This is a genomic window from Gulosibacter sp., assembly GCF_052090685.1.
GTDB lineage: Bacteria > Actinomycetota > Actinomycetes > Actinomycetales > Microbacteriaceae > Gulosibacter.
Map to the genome: position 1 here is coordinate 60,836 of NZ_JBQDBE010000001.1, position 15,907 is coordinate 76,742.

The 15,907-nt window shown below is 60.3% G+C and carries 16 protein-coding genes; 8 read left to right on the forward strand and 8 right to left on the reverse strand.

Annotated elements, in window-relative coordinates:
- The first annotated feature begins 55 nt into the window (after window positions 1-55).
- Window positions 56-451: a YchJ family protein gene (locus tag ACTHXA_RS00270; protein WP_441668161.1), complete on the forward strand. Its 396-nt coding sequence runs from the start codon at window positions 56-58 to the stop codon at window positions 449-451.
- On the opposite strand, the gene ACTHXA_RS00275 is transcribed toward ACTHXA_RS00270, so the two are convergent.
- Entirely contained in the window at window positions 448-1,014 is a 567-nt protein-coding gene (locus ACTHXA_RS00275) for a helix-turn-helix domain-containing protein (protein WP_441668163.1), read from the reverse strand. The genes ACTHXA_RS00270 and ACTHXA_RS00275 overlap by 4 nt on opposite strands.
- Window positions 1,015-1,078: 64 nt before the next feature.
- Between ACTHXA_RS00275 and ACTHXA_RS00280 the strand changes: the two genes are divergently transcribed.
- The 4 genes from ACTHXA_RS00280 (at window position 1,079) to ACTHXA_RS00295 (ending at window position 4,889) form a co-directional block, all read left to right on the forward strand.
- A complete protein-coding gene (locus tag ACTHXA_RS00280) occupies window positions 1,079-2,704 on the forward strand; it encodes an FAD-dependent oxidoreductase (RefSeq protein ID WP_441668165.1) in 1,626 nt (541 codons plus the stop codon).
- Between the two features lie 129 nt (window positions 2,705-2,833).
- Window positions 2,834-3,037, forward strand: a complete 204-nt coding sequence (locus ACTHXA_RS00285) for a CsbD family protein (protein WP_441668167.1) — start codon at window positions 2,834-2,836, stop codon at window positions 3,035-3,037.
- Between the two features lie 146 nt (window positions 3,038-3,183).
- Window positions 3,184-4,278 (forward strand): S-(hydroxymethyl)mycothiol dehydrogenase, encoded by a 1,095-nt coding sequence (locus tag ACTHXA_RS00290; protein ID WP_441668169.1) that lies wholly within the window; start codon window positions 3,184-3,186, stop codon window positions 4,276-4,278.
- Window positions 4,278-4,889, forward strand: coding sequence for an MBL fold metallo-hydrolase (locus tag ACTHXA_RS00295; RefSeq protein ID WP_441668171.1), 612 nt, complete (start codon window positions 4,278-4,280; stop codon window positions 4,887-4,889). The genes ACTHXA_RS00290 and ACTHXA_RS00295 overlap by 1 nt, the downstream gene beginning before the upstream one ends.
- 174 nt (window positions 4,890-5,063) lie before the next feature.
- Here the strand turns inward: ACTHXA_RS00295 and ACTHXA_RS00300 are convergent, their stop codons facing one another.
- From ACTHXA_RS00300 to ACTHXA_RS00330, 7 genes are all read right to left on the reverse strand, one after another.
- Window positions 5,064-6,305, reverse strand: a complete 1,242-nt coding sequence (locus ACTHXA_RS00300; protein ID WP_441668173.1) for a toxic anion resistance protein — start codon at window positions 6,303-6,305, stop codon at window positions 5,064-5,066.
- Between the two features lie 36 nt (window positions 6,306-6,341).
- The gene (locus ACTHXA_RS00305) at window positions 6,342-7,031 is read right to left on the reverse strand and encodes a hypothetical protein (protein ID WP_441668175.1); all 690 of its coding nucleotides are present in this window, start codon (window positions 7,029-7,031) and stop codon (window positions 6,342-6,344) included.
- A complete protein-coding gene (locus ACTHXA_RS00310; protein ID WP_441668177.1) occupies window positions 7,028-8,635 on the reverse strand; it encodes a VWA domain-containing protein in 1,608 nt (535 codons plus the stop codon). Before ACTHXA_RS00310 ends, ACTHXA_RS00305 begins: the two co-directional genes overlap by 4 nt.
- The gene (locus tag ACTHXA_RS00315) at window positions 8,632-9,843 is read right to left on the reverse strand and encodes a hypothetical protein (RefSeq protein ID WP_441668179.1); all 1,212 of its coding nucleotides are present in this window, start codon (window positions 9,841-9,843) and stop codon (window positions 8,632-8,634) included. Before ACTHXA_RS00315 ends, ACTHXA_RS00310 begins: the two co-directional genes overlap by 4 nt.
- 81 nt (window positions 9,844-9,924) lie before the next feature.
- Window positions 9,925-11,571, reverse strand: a complete 1,647-nt coding sequence (locus tag ACTHXA_RS00320) for a thiamine pyrophosphate-dependent enzyme (protein WP_441668638.1) — start codon at window positions 11,569-11,571, stop codon at window positions 9,925-9,927.
- A 210-nt stretch (window positions 11,572-11,781) separates the two neighbouring features.
- Window positions 11,782-12,336: a MarR family winged helix-turn-helix transcriptional regulator gene (locus ACTHXA_RS00325; RefSeq protein WP_441668181.1), complete on the reverse strand. Its 555-nt coding sequence runs from the start codon at window positions 12,334-12,336 to the stop codon at window positions 11,782-11,784.
- Between the two features lie 5 nt (window positions 12,337-12,341).
- On the reverse strand, window positions 12,342-12,839 hold the full coding sequence (locus tag ACTHXA_RS00330; RefSeq protein ID WP_441668183.1) for an Lrp/AsnC family transcriptional regulator: 498 nt from the start codon (window positions 12,837-12,839) through the stop codon (window positions 12,342-12,344).
- A 142-nt stretch (window positions 12,840-12,981) separates the two neighbouring features.
- Between ACTHXA_RS00330 and ACTHXA_RS00335 the strand changes: the two genes are divergently transcribed.
- The 3 genes from ACTHXA_RS00335 (at window position 12,982) to ACTHXA_RS00345 (ending at window position 15,880) form a co-directional block, all read left to right on the forward strand.
- Window positions 12,982-14,001, forward strand: a complete 1,020-nt coding sequence (locus ACTHXA_RS00335; RefSeq protein WP_441668185.1) for an ABC transporter substrate-binding protein — start codon at window positions 12,982-12,984, stop codon at window positions 13,999-14,001.
- A 71-nt stretch (window positions 14,002-14,072) separates the two neighbouring features.
- On the forward strand, window positions 14,073-15,089 hold the full coding sequence (locus ACTHXA_RS00340) for an ABC transporter permease (protein WP_441668187.1): 1,017 nt from the start codon (window positions 14,073-14,075) through the stop codon (window positions 15,087-15,089).
- The gene (locus ACTHXA_RS00345) at window positions 15,089-15,880 is read left to right on the forward strand and encodes an ABC transporter ATP-binding protein (RefSeq protein WP_441668189.1); all 792 of its coding nucleotides are present in this window, start codon (window positions 15,089-15,091) and stop codon (window positions 15,878-15,880) included. The genes ACTHXA_RS00340 and ACTHXA_RS00345 overlap by 1 nt, the downstream gene beginning before the upstream one ends.
- Window positions 15,881-15,907 lie beyond the last annotated feature (27 nt).

Below are 15,907 nucleotides of genomic sequence, written 5' to 3' on the forward strand. Positions count from 1 at the left end.
CACTTTTCGTGCCCTCGTGAGTTCGAGGTAGCTACCTCGCAACTAGAATTGGCTCATGCTAGATGACGCTGCGCGCTGCCCCTGTGGTACAGGAATGACCTACGGGGAATGCTGCGCGCGTTGGCATCGCGGGGAGGCTGCGCCGACCGCGGAGGCACTCATGCGCTCCCGATATTCTGCCTTCGCGCTGGGGCTGCCGAAATACCTCCTCGAAACCTGGCGCCCGAGTACGCGACCCGAAGGTCTCGATCTCGACCTGAGCATCCAGTGGCGGCGGCTCGACGTGATTCGCACCGAAGCCGGTGGCCCCTTCGATGCGGAAGGGATCGTCGAGTTCGAGGCGCGCTACCGGCAAGAGGATGCGCAGGGTGAGACTCAGCGCGGGATGCAACGCGAGACGAGTCGGTTTTGTCGCGAGTCTGGACGCTGGTATTACCTGGGCGAGGTCTAGTGTTCGGTGTCGGGCAGGTGCGTATGCATCCGAACACCGGAGGCGTTAAAGATGCTGATCACCTCGGCCGGACGAGTGCCGTGTGCAGACATCGCGTGTGGGATCTGCGTGTCAAACTCGGCGGCTTCGCCGGCACCAAGAATAATGTCCTGCTCGCCAAGTCGAAGCCGCAGCTGGCCGTCGAGGACATAGAGCCATTCGAAGCCATCGTGCACTCGAAGTACGGGGAGCTCGTCAACTGGCGGATAGGAAATCTTGTAGGTCTCGATCGGTGAGTGTTCGGGGCTCAGTGGCGCGATCGTGAGGCCATTGCGTCGAATTGGGGCTCGCTGCACCCGAGGGTCAGTCGCCTGGTGCTCGAGAAGGTCATCAACGCGGATGTCGAGAACTCGAGTGAGCGGTAGTAGTAGCTCGAGAGTTGCCTGGCGCTTTCCTGACTCGAGTCGAGACAGGGTGCTTGAGGAGATGTTTGCTCTTGCGGCGAGTTCGGCGAGGGTGAGATTGCGCGCCTGGCGAGCTGCGCGCAGTCGAGGTCCGAGGTTGGTGAGGGCGGAGTCAGGCATGTATTTCCTTGCTGAATTAGCAAACAGGATTGCTGTTACTGCAGGCTACCCGCATCATTGAGGCATGACAATTTCGAATTGGGACGTAATCATCATTGGCGGCGGGGCAGGTGGGTTGAGTGCCGCGCTCACGCTCGGCCGTGCGCGGCAACAGACGCTGGTGATTGATTCGGGCAGCCCTCGCAATCGCTTCGCAGAGCACGCACACGGCATGCTCGCACTCGATGGCATCTCGCCGAGCGATCTCGTGGCGACTGGTCGTGCGCAAGCTGAGGGATATGGCGTTCAATTGCTCGACGACTCGGTTGCTGGCGTGGAAGAACGTGACCGCAGCATCCGGGTCAGCACCGCGTCAGGACAGCTGCACGAGGCACGTGCACTGATCGTGGCAACCGGGCTCACCGATACGCTCCCGGACGTACCTGGACTGCGGGCCCGCTGGGGTAAAAGCGTGTTGCACTGCCCGTACTGTCACGGCTGGGAGGTGCGCGATCAGCGACTCGGAATTGTGGCGCTCTCACCCATGGCACTGCACCAAGCGCAGCTCGTGCGGCAATGGAGCGATGACATCACCTTGTTTTCGGGTGGGGTTGTTGCGGATAACGCATCCAATCCAGTTCAACTGCCCGACGCTGATGCCGAGCGGCTCCGTGCTCGCGGTGTGAAAATCCTCGCCTCCCCAGTGACCGAGGTGATTGGGGAAGGTGACGCCATCAGCATGGTGAAGACCGCCGACGGCGCACTCACTCCGATCGACGCGATCTTCACCTTCGGGGATGCGCAGCCCCAGGATGGTTTCCTTGCGTCCTTAGCGCTCGAGCGCGCGGATACTCCGATGGGATCCTTCATTGCAGTGGATCCACTTGGCAAGACCAGTGCCGAGCGAATATGGGCCGTGGGCAATGTGGTGAATCCCGGCGCTGCGCTACCGCAAGCGGCAGGGGACGGGATGTTCACCGCGGCCCAGGTGAACATGTCATTGGTTACGGAAGCCTTCGACCGCGCGGTGGGCGAAGCACAGGGTCAATGGCCCGAGATCGCGCCGGTGGACTATTGGGAAAACCGTTATGCCGAAAAAGAGAGCATCTGGTCCGGGAAGGCAAATGCGGCGCTCGTGGACGTAGTGACCCGCCTGCAATCGGGTGCAGAGCTTCCCGGAACCGCACTGGATCTCGGATGCGGGGAGGGCGCGGATGTCATCTGGCTCGGGCAAGCGGGTTGGCAGGCGACCGGACTCGATATCTCTGCCACCGCGATCGAGCGTGCTCGAGCCGCAGCGTCCCGGGCCGGGCTCGAGGACGGCAGCGCCAGCTTCAAGCAAGCGGACCTGTCCGATCCATCCAGCTTCGAATTCGATCAAGAGTTTGACCTGGTGACCGCAAGTTTCTTGCATTCAACCGTCGAGTTGCCGCGCACCGAGATTCTGCGGCGCGCCAGCACTCTGGTGGGAGCAGGGGGCTACCTGTTGATCATCACGCACGCTTCGGCACCGGAGTGGCTTTCCGATCACGCCGCCGAGCACCCTCACCACCACACCTTCTTGACCCCGGAAGAAGAGGTTGCTGCACTCGACTTACCTAGCGCATCCTGGACGACCGTCATTGCGGAAACGAGAAATCGCGCTGCGACCGGCCCAAATGGGGACTCGGTAACGCTGGAAGATGGTGTCATCCTGCTGCAACGAACCTGAGAAGCAAAACTCAGCGAGGAAGTCACAGCCTCTCTAATGCAACCCGCATGTTTCGTCCAGAAGCAGATGGGAGAGTATTCCTTGTTCATGGCGCAACGGCGCCGATGGTTCGACCGATAGGAGACGCATATGGGTATTGATGACCGCGCAGAAAACAAGGGCGAAGACCTCGGAGGCCGTGCCAAGGAGGCATTTGGTGCCGCAACCGACAACGACGAGCTTCGTCGTGAAGGTAAGGCCGACCAGGCTTCAGCAGGATTCAAAGACAAGATCGAAGATGTAAAGGACGGCGTCACCGACGCAATCGACAACCTTCGCGGCAAGAACGACTAATTCATAAAATTGTAGAATCGGCCTCCGCATTCATGCGGGGGCCGATTCGTGTGTACAGACCCGTTACTACCGCAATCGCTTGGAAGCGGCGTTAAGGCGACGACTGCAAGATAATAGGCAGCCAACACGATATATAAGGAGCAACGATGCAGCAGGTTAAAGGTGTCATTTCGCGGGCAAAGGATGCCCCGGTCGAACTGGTCAATATTAATGTCCCTGATGCCGGTCCTGGCGAAGCGGTTGTCCGCATCCAGGCCTGCGGTGTGTGCCACACCGACTTGCACTATGTGCAGGGCGGAATTGGCGACGACTACCCGTACTTGCTCGGTCACGAAGCCGCTGGCATCGTCGAGCAGGTGGGTGAAGGAGTCACCAATGTCGAGGTTGGCGACTACGTAGTCCTGAACTGGCGCGCCGTGTGCGGCGACTGCCGGGCCTGTGACCGCGGTGAGCCCTGGTACTGCTTCGCCACGAAGAACGCAACGCAGAAGATGACCCTCGAAGACGGCACGGAACTGTCGCCGGCGCTCGGTATCGGTGCCTTCATTGAGAAGACGATCGTCGCCGCGGGACAGTGCACCAAGGTGGATGCTGGGGCTGAGCCCGCAGCGGCAGGTCTGCTCGGCTGCGGCATCATGGCCGGAGTCGGTGCGGCCATCAACACCGGTGCGGTTCGCCGTGGCGAGTCGGTCGCAGTCATCGGCTGCGGTGGCGTCGGTACCGCAGCAATTGCGGGTGCAAAGCTTGCCGGTGCGAGCAAGATCATCGCGGTTGACGTGGATGACCGCAAGCTCGAGCAGGCGCGCGAGTTCGGTGCCACCGAGACTGTGAACTCGAAGAACGAAGACGCAGTAGAGCGCATCCGCGAACTGACCGGTGGCTTCGGCGCCGACGTCGTGGTCGAGGCAGTGGGCCGCCCCGAGACGTACGAGCAGGCCTTCTACTCTCGTGACCTTGCCGGTCGAGTGGTGCTCGTGGGTGTGCCCACACCGGATATGGAAATTACGCTGCCACTGGCCGAAGTCTTTGGTCGCGGCGGTTCGCTCAAGTCGAGCTGGTATGGCGACTGCCTGCCCGAGCGTGACTTCCCCATGCTCACCGACCTCTACCTGCAGGGTCGATTCCCACTCGACAAGTTCGTCACCGAAACCATTGGCATCAACGACATTGACGCCGCATTCGAAAAGATGGGTCGTGGCGACGTGCTGCGCTCCGTCGTTGTCCTGGAGGAATCGAAGTAATGACCGCTCGCATTGACCACGCCGTGACCAGCGGCACGTTCTCCCTCGATGGGGAGACCTTTGACGTGGACAATAACGTCTGGGTAGTCGGCGATGACCACGAGTGCGTCATCATTGACGCGCCGCACGACCCGAAGGCGATCCTCGACCTCGTGGGGGACCGCAAACTCAAGGCAATCGTGTGCACCCACGGCCATGATGACCACGTGCGCTTTGCACCCGAGGTTGCGGAAGCATCCGGGGCGCCGATCTTGCTCAACCCGGAAGATCGCGTGCTGTGGGACATGACGCACCCCGACCGCCAGCCCGACGGTGATCTCACCGACGGTCAGGTCATCGAGGTTGGCGGCACCCAACTTGAAGTGATCGCAACCCCGGGGCACGCACCCGGCGCCGTATGCCTCTTCGCACGCGAACTCGGTGTGCTGTTCAGCGGCGACACCCTCTTTGAGGGCGGACCCGGCGCGACCGGCCGTAGTTACAGCGATCGCCCCACGATTGAGCAGTCCATTCGCGAGAAGCTGTTCTCGCTGGGCGATGACGTCGTCGTGAAGACCGGTCACGGCCCGGACACCACCATCGGCGCCGAGAAACAGGGCGACTGGGTGTAGCTGGCGACTGCGCCGGTGCAGTACCCGCGCCGGCGCAGCATCCGCTCTGGTGCGAAAACCACTTTGGGGGCTGTGGGGCGGAGATATCACCTAACTCGGTGACATCTCCAGCCCACAGCCCCCAATCGGGATTTTCCCGACGAACAGAGCGCAGGTGGCTCGCCGGCAGCCTGCCTAGAGGGTCAACTCGGGCGGCAGCTTGCCGTTTTGGAGCTGACCGCTGTTCTCAGCCTCGCGAGCAAGCTCGTTTTCGCGCGAGCGCTCAAGGTACGGGGTGGCTCGCTCAAGCTGCGCGCTCAGCGCCGAAATGCTCGTGGCGAAGTTCTGGTTCGCGGTGGTGCGGAACTGCTCGACCTGGTCGATCGCGGTAAAGACGTTGTCGTAGGCCTTCTGCAGCGTTTCCATGGTGACGCCGGAGTTCACCGCCTGCTCCTGGATGCGCGCCGAATTATCGCGCAGCAGCGCCGAGGTGTGCTCGATCATGGAATTCGTCGTTGCGTTCACGGCATCAATTTGATCCAGCACGAGTCGCTGGTTCTCGAGCGCCTCGGCCACGATCACCGCGGTCCGCAGCGCCGTCATGGTGGTGGTCTTCGCTCGCTCAACACCGTCGACCAGCTTCAGGTTATTGTCCTGAATGAGGTCCATCGACAGGTAGGACTGCACACTCACCGCAAGCTGCGTCTGCACATCCACGTGGCGCTGGCGAATCGCAAAGAGTACGTCTTGCTCGAGCGCCTTCGCTTCCTCAGCATCCCCACGACCCTGCAACTGATCGATCTTCCGCAGCACCGCTTCGTCGAGTTCCGTGAGCAGCGCACTGAGCTTGTTGAGCTCAATCATCGCGTCCCACAGGTTCCGGCGTTCAACGGCAAGCGCCGCGTTGTCCTTCCGCAGGGAATCTTGCCCTCGTTCGAGTGCGTGGAGCACCGAGTTCAGTTGCTCCTGGTTGGATTCGTACTGTCGGAAATAGCGCTTCACACCGCGCGAGCCCGGCAGTTTGCTCAAGAACCGGCCAAAGGCGCCTTGCTCATTTGGCTGCAGATCTTCAACAATATTGCGGAGGTCAACAAGCGACTTCGAGACCTCGACCGTGTTGCCACCGTCACCATCCGACTTCGCCTGCGCGAGGCTGCGGTCAAAGAACCGGCCGGATGAGTTCGAAGTCTGTTGAATCTCCTGCCGAGCCACCTGCGAAATCGCGCGAACCTGCTCGGTGTATTCGGGAGTCTTTGGCTTGAGCTCAGCGAGGTGACCCACCCAGGTGTCGGCTCGGTGGCGAAGGTCGAGGGCTGTTTCCGGGTTGACATCCGGCAGCATCGCGTGGGCTGACTTCGGCTCGACCTCCTCAACGGGGGGAGCGGCTTCGATCGGCTCGAGCTCTTCTGGCGACGGCGGTTGCAGCTTCTGGTTCATAGATGAGTCACTCACTTCTTAATTGCGTCGGATGGTCTATTCAAGTGGTTGCTTCAGGTCAAGCACGGAGTTCGTGCCGGCCTGTTCAAAGCGCAGCTTCAAGAATGCAGCGTGTTCCTGGATGCTTTGGGTCTTGCCGCGGACGACATCAGTTTCGATGCGATCCATCACCTCAGAGAGGATAACGAGTTGATCTTCGAGCGCATGGACGTTCTGCTCAACTTGCTTGCGTGAGCCGGTGCCGGAAAAGGCGGTGTGCATCCGGTCATTTTCTATTGCGTGATTCACGATCGTAGGGAGGTAGTCCGTGGCAAGGACGTAGAGCATGTGCACATCCCCGTCGATCTGGGTGCGCTGTCGAATTTCGGGTAGCTGTGTCATTGATCGCAGGCGTCCAAGCAGCGCGTTGATCTGCTCGTCAACACGGGTGCCGGTCCACAGCGGGCGGCTGGAAAGTCGACGCATGGCGCCATCCATTGCTGTCACGCGCTGGTTGACCGCGGTCAGCGAGTCTTCGACAGTAATCGGCGTGGCGCCGCTTTCGATTTCGAGTTTGCTTGGCGCATAGGGCGCCATGAACATGCCACAGCCGATCCCGAATACCGCGCCGATGCCCACACCGAGTGGCCAAGTGATGCCGAGGAGAAACACGCAGGCTGCGGCGGTCGCAACGCCAGCGCCAACACCGATCAGAATTTGCGTGAGGGTGCGTTTGCCTGCACTCATAGGTAGCCTCGGATCTCGCGGAAGGCCGCAGCCAGAGAGTCTTCGGTGGCGTCGAAGAGGCGTCCGCCGGTCAGTTCCGCGATCGATTCCATTTCGTCTCGGTTCGAGTCACCGAACTGGACGGTGAATACCGGGATCGTCGATGCTTCGGGGTTACTTGCGGCGAAGTCTCCGTACCAATCTTCGAACTCACCGAAGTCCATATCCTCGTTGCTCTCACCGTCAGTAAATAGCACGATCGAGGAAATGGTCTCTTCGTTTGACGCGTTCACGGCGATCTCGAAAGCCTCGGTGAGTGTCGAGTAGACGGCGGTACCACCGCCGGGACCGAAGCCGCTGATATGGCTGTCGATGTCACCCATCGCCTGCTCATAGGCCGACGGATCGGTGGGAAGCGCAAAGGTCTCATTCGACTTCACGGCATCCGCAAACTCCAGGAAGGTGATCTGCTCGCGCGGCTGCAGCCGCAAGAAAGCGCCGGTGCCGTCGTTTTCGAGCCCGGAGAGCACCTCCAGTGCGGTACCCAGCTCATCCATGCGATCTCCGGTCATCGACCCCGAAGTATCGATCGCGAAGACCATATTCGAGGGCTTCTTCGCTTCCGAAAGCCAGGTCTCGAGCAGCGTTTGGACGGTGTCGAGCTGGTTCGGGAAGGGCAACTCAAACACGTTCGCATCGGCGGCCGGGGGAGTCACGCTCGTGCGGCGATGCGTGTCATCGGAGATCTGCTGCTGGACGGGTTCGGTGAGCAAATAATCGGTTATTGCGCTGAAGTCCTCGGCGGTGGATTCATCCGCGCCGCTGAGCAAGGTCAACGGGTAGTCGCTCGTGATCACACCATCGGATGGAATGACCAGGGTCAGCGGCTCGCCATCGACCTCTACAGTTTCAAGTACCGATTCGTAATTGAAGATGCCGTCCACGACCGTCGGGTCTTCCAAGAACTTATCGACCAGCCAGCCGGAGGAGCCCGATGCGACTTGCTGGCCTTGGGCGAACTGCTGCAGCGGCTCGGCGGTCTCGGTGATGTCCGCAGTCTCGAGCACGGTACCGGTACCGGACAGCGCAGTAGCCATCTGCACGAGCGTCGTGAAGCCGGAGTTCGAGGAAATCGGGCTCGTCATGCCATAACTGAGTTCGCCGGCATTGACCGCATCGACAATGTCTTGCCAGGTTGGCTGCGCATCCTCAGACCAACCGAGGGAGGCAGCGACTTCGGCCTTCAACCCCAGCACCACCGGGGAGCGCATGATCGACTCGCTGGTCTGCACGAGATCAGCACCCTCGGGGAAGAGTGAGAGGTAGCGGTTTGAGGGGAACCAGGTGGCGTCCCACGGCAGGTCATCGCCCGCTTCCAAGAGTGCCTCGGTGCCGTCGAGCGTACCGATGTATTCGAACTCAATGTCTACGCCGGTCTCGCGGGACATTTCTTCAATGATTGGTTCGAGGTCGCGCACCTCGGAACCGGCCAGGATGCGAAGCGGATCTCCCGAGCCAAAGGAACCACAGCCGGCGAGAACGAGCGGCAGCGTGAGTGAGAGCGTTAGGACGGCGGAAAGTCGCAGTCCAGCCTGCTTCGAAACGCGGCGAAGTGTCTTGATCACGGGGTGCCTTCCTCAGTGCCGTTTTCATTCCCATCCGGTGGCAAATCTTCCTCGCCCTCGGGTTCCGGCGGCGGAGCCCCGGAGACGTCGTAGGCAGCGCTGATCTGCTGCAGCAAGTAGTCGAGCACCTCATAGCTCGGTTCCGCGGCAATGTTCACGAACTCTGACGTACTCGGATAGGCAGTGATTTGCTGCTCTTGCAAGAACGTGTCGAAGGCGGCGCCATTGGCTCCCTGAGGCCGGAATCCGTGTGCGGCAAGCTGTTCGGCAAGTTCGGGATCCGTCTCCAATAGTTCCATGACCGCCTGCCCCTCTTCCGAGAAGGTCACGCCGGTGTGCACTGAAAAGATCGTGGGTGACGGATAGGCAAGCACCATGCCGTCCTGGATGCGGGAGCGTTCGCTGAGCTGCTCCTCCAAGAACTGGCCTTCGTAGACCATCACCATGGGCACCGCTCCCATTCCCTGCGAGAGGTAGTCCTCAAAGGGCGCGGTGGAACTGGCGCCCGAATAGCCTTGGGAGACGAAAAGTTTCGTGAGCAAATCCATGTGTTCGCCGGCCTGCGATTGATTCGAGACCACGCTGTTGCCGTTCAACACGAAGGAAGACAGCGCGAGGTACATACCGGCCGAGTTGGAGGTGCGAATATCCGTTGAGGTGATCAGCACGCTACGCGGTGAGTTGTACAGGTTTGCTGCGCCCTCGAGCTCATTCCAGCGGGTGTCGGCTTCGACCATGTCGAGATAGGCCGCCATGTCGAGATTCCAGCGCCCCGAAGCATCCTGCGAGGCGACGCCATTTTGCTCGAGCAGGGTCATGATCGGCTCAAAGGTGGCGATCGCGAGCGGGGAGAAGAAGGGCTTGTGAGTGGATACGACCGCGTCACCGTGGGTGGTCGACAGGTGTTCGGCGGCGATTTCGGATGCGGGGAACGCGAAGTCGTTCTCGGTCACGCCATCGAGCGAGGCCATCCGCCAAGAGCCCGAAGAAGTGACCTGGACGTCGTAGCCGTGGCCTTCGAAGATTTCGCGCACGGCCGGGTCCTCAAAGAACGCGACCTTCTCGGATCCAACGACCCCCTCGACCGTGGTGAGATTGAATTTCGGTGTGCCACCACGGCCGAGTCCGGTCAGCTGCACCACGAGCACGGCAACAATGCCTAGGACAACCAGGCCGATGCCAATAAAGTGCGGTGTGCGGAGTTTCACAGTGAGGCCTTCCCGTCGCGCAATCGCGTGAGGGGAAGTTCATCACCTTCAGGTAAACAGTGTTCGACGCACCGATCCGGGCTAGAACGCCTTGACGCGCTGCTCCACGATCAAATGGATGAGGGCGAACTGCTTGTTCTCCTGGACGGCGGCGAGCGCCTTTTCAACCGCGGCCGGAACATCCGCATCCTTTTCGACACGGATGCCGACGCCGCCAAAGGCTTCTGCCATGAGCGCGAAGTCGGGATTCACCAGCTGCGTACCCGAGATGCGCTCGGGATAGTCCGCCTCCTGGTGGCTACGGATCGTGCCGTACTCGGCATTGTCCATCACGATCACGAGCGGCGTCGCACCGTACTGGCGTGCAGTTGCCAGCTCTTGGCCATTCATGAGGAACTCGCCATCGCCCGCGATGGTGACCACCACGCGGTCGGGATAGTTCAGGGATGCGGCAACGGCGGAGGGGATCGAATAGCCCATTGAGCCATTTCGAGCCGAGATCATGGATGCGTAGCCTCGGGTCGGGAAGTACCGATGCGCCCAGTTCGTGTGCTCGCCAGCACCGAAGGTAACCATGGCGTCCTCGGGAAGCCGCTCGACCAGGTTTGCCATGAGGCAGGCCATCGAGGCGGGCCCACCGTTTGGTTCGGTGGGAGGAAGTGTCGCCCACTCTTCTTGGCGGGCGCGGAGCCCCTGTGTCCAGTCGCGCCAAGATTCGCGGACGGGCAGATCCATGCGAATCAGATCGCGGACAAAGTTGTGCGGCTTCGCGGTGATTTGGTGCGAAATCGGTCCTGAACGACCACGCAGGGACGGATCGATCGTGACAATGAAGTTGCGCTGATTCCAGTTCTGGCGGCCCGTGAACCCCGAGGTGATGACGTCGCCCGGAACGGTCCCCACAAACACGATGAGGTCGGTCTCCTCGAGTAGGTGGTTTGAAAACTTGGGACGACCATAGCCAAGCGGCCCGACGTAGGAGGGGGAGTCGAAGGGGATCGTCCCCTGGGTGCGCCATTCGGCGGCGGCGGGGAGCGAGTGTTCCTCAAGCCACTTGGTGAGTTCAACCGCGGCAGCATTCGACCAGTCATTGCCACCGGTCACGAACAGAGGCCGTTCCGAATCGAGGAGCGATTCGCGCAGCGACTTCCAGTCACCCACGGTCATGCCACCGTTGGCAATCGGAATTTGGGGGTGCACCTGCGCCTCCACAACTTCCTTAATGATGTCTTCAGGAAGCCCCACAACCACGGGTCCGGGGCGGCCTGCCGAAGCGGCGAACATTGCCTCAGCAACAATTTCGCTTGCGCGGTTCGGGTGGTCGAGCACCATCACTCGCTTTGCACCCGAGTTGAACCACTGCTTGGGATCGAACTCCTGGAAGGCTTCCTTTTCGCGGTGCTCGAAGGGAATCAACCCCACAAATAACACCATCGCCGTCGAGTCCTGCCACGCGGTGTGCAGGCCGACGTGGGCGTTTGCGGCGCCCGGACCTCGCGTCACCATTGCGACACCCGGGACAGACAGCAGCTTGCCGTCCGCCTCCGCCATATACGCGGCACCACCCTCGTGACGGCACACCACGGTCTCAATCGTGGAATCGTGAAGGCCATCGAGCACGTCGAGATAGCTCTCGCCCGGAACCACGAAGACCCGTTTGACACCGTGCGCTTCAAGGGTGTCGACAATAAGGTGCCCGGCCGACTTGCGTTGGACGGGCTGGTTCATTTTGGCAGTCACGACATCGACTGTTGGGATGGCTCCAGTTGCGGGCGATTCCATATGACAAATCCTCGTTTACGTCATTGTTGTGGAACTTGAACATTGTGGCACCAGTTCGCAAATCTGGTTAATGCACGCACGCGAATAAGACATTGGGTGCAAGCGAATAAGTGTCAGCGACACCGCCATCATGTGCGCGCAGGATGCGCTTTGCGGCTAACGCTCTGCCGTGTCAGTCACGTCAGTGTCTAGCTCCTCACAGGCCGATTGATCCGGCCAAGCTTGCGGGTCTCGTACCATCTTCCGATCCGGATCGAGGACATCGAGCCACGCATCCGAAAAGGAAATAATGGCTTCCAGCCCGTCGGGGGAGAGCGGATCGAAGACCAATTCACGCACCTTCGTCACATGCCCCGGCGCAGCGGCCTCGAGCGATTTGAAGCCATGCTCGGTAAGGACAACATCGGTGGCGCGAGCATCCCGCTCATTCGGTTCTCGAACCACGTGGCCAGCACGTTCGAGTCCAGAGATGACCCGCGACAACCGTGGCAGGGTCGTATTTGTGAGGGTCGCGAGCCGCTTCATTTGGACCCGCCGGTCCGGTGCTTCCGACAGCATGGCCAGCGCGTAGTACTCCGTATACGTGAGATCAGAATCGTGGCGGAGCTGAGCGTCGATACTCGCGGGAAGGAGCTCTAGCACCGCGACCAGGCGCATCCACGCGCCGCGCTCACGGTCGGAAAGCCAGCGCGGTTCTTCCTCTTGCTTCATGGGAATTACTTTAGCCGTTTGGCCTCCGCTGTCCTTTTGGAGTCGGCAGTCGCATCGTCCATGAGCGGAATGAGCCGATCTCTTGCGAGATCGCGCAGCACGATGGATGTGGATGTGCGGGAGACTGCCTCGAGTCGCGCAATCTTGTCGATGACTCGCTGCAGGTCCGAATTCGATTGGGCGACGACCCGCAGCAGGATGTCCCACGGCCCGGCCATCGTGGAGAAGTCGATGACTTCAGGGATTGCAAGCAACTCATCGTGCAATCCGCTATGTCCGACGCGTTGATCAATTTGTAACATTGTCATTGCTTGCACCGGAAAGCCCATTGGCCCCGGTGCGAGCTTCGGCAAAATGTCTACAAGCAGTCCTCGTTCGCGCATACGATTCAGACGAGCCTGGATAGTTGGGCGTGCAACGCCGAGTTCGCGGGCCGCAGACAGCACGCTGATACCCGGTTGTCGAGTGAATAATTCGATGATGGAATAGTCGAGACGGTCCATTTGCTTAGTACTCCGTTGTACTTCAATTTGGCAACAGTGTTGTAAGAATGTACAACCGACTATGAGTATTGGGCAACTTACTGATAGTTTCATTCGTTAATTCCAAACTTGGGAAGCTTCTCATTCTGACAAAGGAGTCCAAATGAAGCGCACCTCTAAACTCGTCACCGGTATCGGTCTGCTCGCGGCGGCTTCGCTCGCGCTTGCGGGCTGTGCTGGCGGCGGTTCACCCACAGCAACTGAGGACGGGGAAACCGGCCCGGCCGGGGGTACCGGGGAGAGCTACAAGATCGGTATCTCGCAGCTTGTGCAGCACCCCGCGCTCGACGCCGCGGCCACCGGCTTCCAGCAGGCATTTACGGATGCGGGTATCGAGGTCGAATTCGATGTGCAGAACGCAAATGGTGAGCAGGCCACCGCGGTGACGATCGCGAACACCTTCGCATCCGATGCGGATATGGACCTCGTCCTCGCAATCGCGACCCCCGCGGCACAGGCTGCGGCGCAAGCAGTCGGTGACAAGCCGGTGCTATTCACTGCGGTGACCGACCCAGTTTCGGCTGAGCTTGTGGAAAGCAACGAAGCGCCGGGAGGTAACGTCACCGGTACGAACGACATGAACCCCGTCGCTGACCAGATCGAACTCATCCAGGAGATCGTCCCGGATGTCGCATCCATCGGTGTCGTCTATTCCTCGGGTGAGGTCAACTCACAGATCCAGGTCGACATTGCGAAGGAGAAGGCGGACGAACTCGGCATTGAGATTTCGGAAGCAACCGTTACTGCCGTGAACGAGCTGCCGACGGCCATGCAGTCGCTTGGCGACGTTGACGCCATCTACGTGCCCACGGACAACATGGTCGTGTCTGGCTTTGAAACTGTCGTGCAGCACGCCGAATCCAATGGCATCGCACTCTTTGCGGGAGACACCGCAACCGTCGAACGCGGTGCTATCGGAACCCTCGGTCTGAACTACGAAAAGCTCGGTCAGCAGACCGGCGAAATGGCAATCAAGATACTGGTTGACGGCGAGGACCCGGCATCGATGCCGGTCGAGTCGCAGACCGAATTTGAGCTGTTCATCTCGCCAAGCGCAGCAGAGGCACAGGGCGTCGAACTGCCCCAGGCCGTGCTGGACCGCGCGGACACCGTAATCGAGTAGTGACGTGAATCAGCGCCCGGAGACAGTGATCCTGAATCCGGGCGCTGATTGTCGTCAGAAAGGAAGCCGCAATGATCGGCGCATTTGAACTCGGCATCATCTATGCCGTGGTGGCGCTCGGCGTGTACCTCACGTTTCGAGTCCTCAATTTTCCAGACCTCACGGTAGACGGTAGCTTCACGACCGGTGGCGCTACCGGAGCGACCCTCATCACCATGGGGCTTGACCCAATCACTTCCACACTGATTGCTTTTGTCGTCGGTGCACTCGCCGGCTGCGTGACCGGCCTGCTCCACACCAAGGGCAAGATTGACGGTCTGTTGGCTGGGATTCTCACCATGATCGGGTTGTGGTCAATCAACCTGCGGCTCATGGGACTCTCCACGATCAACACCGAAACCGGCGAGGGGATTAGTCCCGGTCTCGCCAACGTGTCACTGCTGCGGGCCGACACCGTCTTTACACCGCTGCGTGAGGCGGGAATGCTCGGCACCTGGTTCGGACCGCTGCTGCTGTTCGGCGGTGTGTTTGTGCTCAAGCTCCTCATCGATTGGTTCCTCGCAACGGACCGTGGCCTCGCACTGCAGGCAACGGGTAACAACGAGCAAATGATTCGCTCGCTCGGTGCGAACACCGATAACCAGAAGATCCTCGGCCTCGCGCTGTCGAACGGTCTGGTTGCTGCCGGTGGTTCGCTCGTTGCGCAGTACCAGGGCTTCGCAGATATCTCGATGGGTGTTGGTTTGATCCTGATCGGTCTCGCCTCGGTGATCATCGGTCAGGCATTCTTCGGCAATAGTCGGGTGTGGCTCGCGACCCTCGGTGTGATCATCGGTGCGCTGCTCTACCGACTCATCATCTTTGCGGCGCTCACTTACGGTGGCCTCAACCCGAACGACATGAAGCTTATTACCGCAATCATCGTGGTAATCGCGCTGCTACTGCCACGGTTCGGAATCGGTAAGCGACTGTCGGGCCTGCGGAGGGCCGCGGGAGGCTCGGGCACCACCCCACCATCTGACGGGGCGCCGGTTGAACAGAGCGTTACGGCGAATATCGCCACCGCTTCGGAAGGAGGCAAGAACTAATGCTCGGACTCACCAATATCTCGAAGACCTTCTTCCCCAACACCGTGAATGAGCGTCGCGCGCTCGTGAACCTCAACCTGAACCTCGAAAAGGGCGACTTCGTCACCGTGATCGGTTCGAACGGTGCCGGAAAGTCCACGATGTTGAACGCCATTACCGGTCGCCTCAAGATCGATGAGGGTGAGATTTTCATCGACAACGTCCCGGTGCGGCGGATGCCCGACTACAAGCGCGCCAGGTACTACGGTCGCGTTTTCCAGGACCCGATGGCAGGGACCGCACCCGACCTCACGATCGAGCAGAATCTCGCGCTCGCGCTGGAACGAGGAAAGGGCCGCGGCCTCAAACTCGGGCTCAACGCCAAACGCCGGGCTTTTTTCCGGGAGCAATTGGAAATGCTCGGGCTCGGGCTTGAAAATCGACTGCCTGCACGTGTGGGTTTGCTCTCGGGCGGTCAGCGGCAGGCACTCTCGCTGCTCATGGCAGCGTTCACGAAGCCGAACATCCTGCTGCTTGATGAGCACACGGCCGCACTCGACCCGCAACGTGCGGCGCACGTGACCCAGCTCACCGAACGGATCGTGTCAGAATCTGGCCTCACCACGCTGATGGTGACCCACAACATGGCGCAGGCCATTGAGCTGGGGAACCGACTCATCATGATGCACGAGGGGCAGATCATTCACACGATCGAAGCCGAAGAGAAGAAGAAAACCACCGTCGACGACCTGCTTGATCGATTCGCGAATATCAAGGGCGCGGTCCTTTCGGACAAGCAAATGCTCGGCTAATCTTCGTCGTTCAGCGTCACAGCTGGA